A 1008-nucleotide genomic window follows, 5' to 3' on the forward strand; every position below is an offset into this window, starting at 1 on the left:
CTCGCGCCCTGCTCGGCGGGCTGTTCGTCGCCGCCGGGGCCAAGGCGCTGATGAAACCCGACCGGTACGCGGCCGAGGCCGAGCATCAGGACCTCGGCGTGGCGGCATCGATAGAAAGCGAAGCTCCTGTAGAACGTCGATGGGTCTGCTGCACCGATAGGTGACATCTGAGATGGCTTGCCCTGCGGGCAGGCTGGAAGGATGTCGCTGTGCCCAAGCCGTACCCCCGTGAGTTCCGTGACGATGTCGTGCGGGTCGCCCAGTCCCGTGACGCCGGCGTGACGGTCGAGCAGATCGCCAACGACTTCGGCGTTCACCCGATGACGTTGTTCAAGTGGATGCGCGCCGCTGACGTCGACGCCGGTGCCAGGCCCGGTGTGAGCAGCACCGAGTCGGCAGAGCTCCGCGAGGCGCGCAAGCGGATCAAGCTGTTGGAGCAGGAGAATGAGGTCCTGCGCCGGGCCGCGGCCTACCTGTCCCAGGCGCACCTGCCGGGAAAAGGATCTACCCGCTCGTGACCGATCTGGCCGCGGACGGCATCCCCGTCGCGGTGACGTGCCGGGTCTTGAAGATCGCTCGTCAGCACTACTACCGGTGGCTTGCCCAGCCGGTCACCGTGGCTGAGTACGTCGAGGCGTGGCGAGCCAACGCGCTGTTCGACGCCCACCGCGACGACCCTGAGTTCGGTTACCGGTTCCTGGCCGACGAGGCCGCCGCGGCCGGGCTGCCGATGGCCGACCGGACCGCGTGGAAGATCTGTTCGGGGCGCGGCTGGTGGAGCGCCTTCGCCAAGAAACGTCGCGGCAAGGGCGGCAAGGTCGGCCCGCCGGTCCACGACGACCTGGTCCGGCGGGACTTCACCGCCGCCGGCCCGAACCGGCTGTGGCTGGCCGACATCACCGAACACCGCACAGCTTGGATTCCATCAGTCGTCGCAACACCCGCCGAGAGTTGGTTGCGATGGCAGGTCAGAAGTACAGCGATGAGCAGAAGCAGAAGTTCTTCGAT

Annotated in this window: 1 protein-coding gene and 1 pseudogene; both read left to right on the forward strand. The window is 67.4% G+C overall.

Annotated elements, in window-relative coordinates; all coding sequences use genetic code 11:
- Nucleotides 1-209: 209 nt before the first annotated feature.
- On the forward strand, nucleotides 210-518 hold the full coding sequence (locus AB0J67_RS41410; RefSeq protein WP_363491336.1) for a transposase: 309 nt from the start codon (nucleotides 210-212) through the stop codon (nucleotides 516-518).
- A pseudogene (locus AB0J67_RS41415) lies at nucleotides 515-1008 on the forward strand (hypothetical protein); the annotation flags it as partial. The gene AB0J67_RS41410 and the pseudogene AB0J67_RS41415, both read left to right, overlap by 4 nt.

It is taken from the genome of Catellatospora sp. NPDC049609, from assembly GCF_040675365.1.
In the GTDB taxonomy this organism is placed as follows: domain Bacteria; phylum Actinomycetota; class Actinomycetes; order Mycobacteriales; family Micromonosporaceae; genus Catellatospora.